Origin of the sequence: Palleniella muris (assembly GCF_004792655.1) — a bacterium.
Lineage (GTDB): Bacteria > Bacteroidota > Bacteroidia > Bacteroidales > Bacteroidaceae > Prevotella > Prevotella muris_A.
In genome coordinates this window covers 1-803 of record NZ_SRZC01000050.1, presented here as the reverse complement: position 1 = coordinate 803, position 803 = coordinate 1, and the positions used below count along the sequence as shown (strand labels likewise).

1 protein-coding gene is annotated in these 803 nt (G+C 50.2%); it reads right to left on the bottom strand.

Annotation, left to right across the window (positions count from 1 at the left end; translation table 11 throughout):
• The coding region (locus tag E5358_RS14930) for an Rpn family recombination-promoting nuclease/putative transposase (RefSeq protein ID WP_135940941.1) at positions 1-800 on the bottom strand (800 nt) is incomplete at its 3' end.
• Positions 801-803 lie beyond the last annotated feature (3 nt).

Genomic DNA, 803 nt, shown 5'->3' with positions numbered 1-803 from the left:
CCTTCTGCACGACCTTCAACGATTCCTTCTGCTCTTCCTTCCATACGCCCCTCTGCACGACCTTCTGCACGACCCTCAGCCCTCTCGGTGTTGATGTTGTCTTTAAGTATTACAATATTGTCAAGGTGGCGGTAATAGGCTTTGAGCTCGTCTTTCGACATGCGGTCAAGGATAAGATGCCGGCGTGCCTCCTCCAAGCCAGGGGCACTCGTGCTGTCAGATATCTCACCGGTGTTGAGGTAGTAGAGCCACTCCTCCAATGGAGTTGTGGCAAGTCTGTTGAAGTCGTTCACACGAAGGATATAGTATTCCGGGAACAGGTCCTTAACATCCTCTGCCTTGAACTTATCCATCTGGAATGGGCTGAGCTTAAGGACATCGCCGTTATGGATGCCGCGGAACTCCGTCGTCCCGTGGTAGACATAGTCCGTCCCTGCGCCAAGACCGAAATACACTATATTAATACTGTATACCTTCCGCACATTCTCATACCCTTCACCGCGCTTTATGTACTCCGTGACAAGTTTGGACGTTCCGAAAAGCATACGCTGGAAATACGCAAACTCATTGTTGTTCTGCACTTCAACGAGAATCAGCTCACCTTTGGAGTTCTCGGCAAGCATGTCGACGCGGTTATACTTGTCATACTCGTCCTCCTGGTTGCTCTCGCTTTCAAGCATGCGCACAATCGTTATCTTCTCATCAAGAAGCGTCGTGAGAAGGCCTTCAAGGACAGCGAAGTCCGCTTTGTTGCGCAGCATGCGCTTCATTGCCCAGTCAAATCGGATGTAGTTTGCCATAAT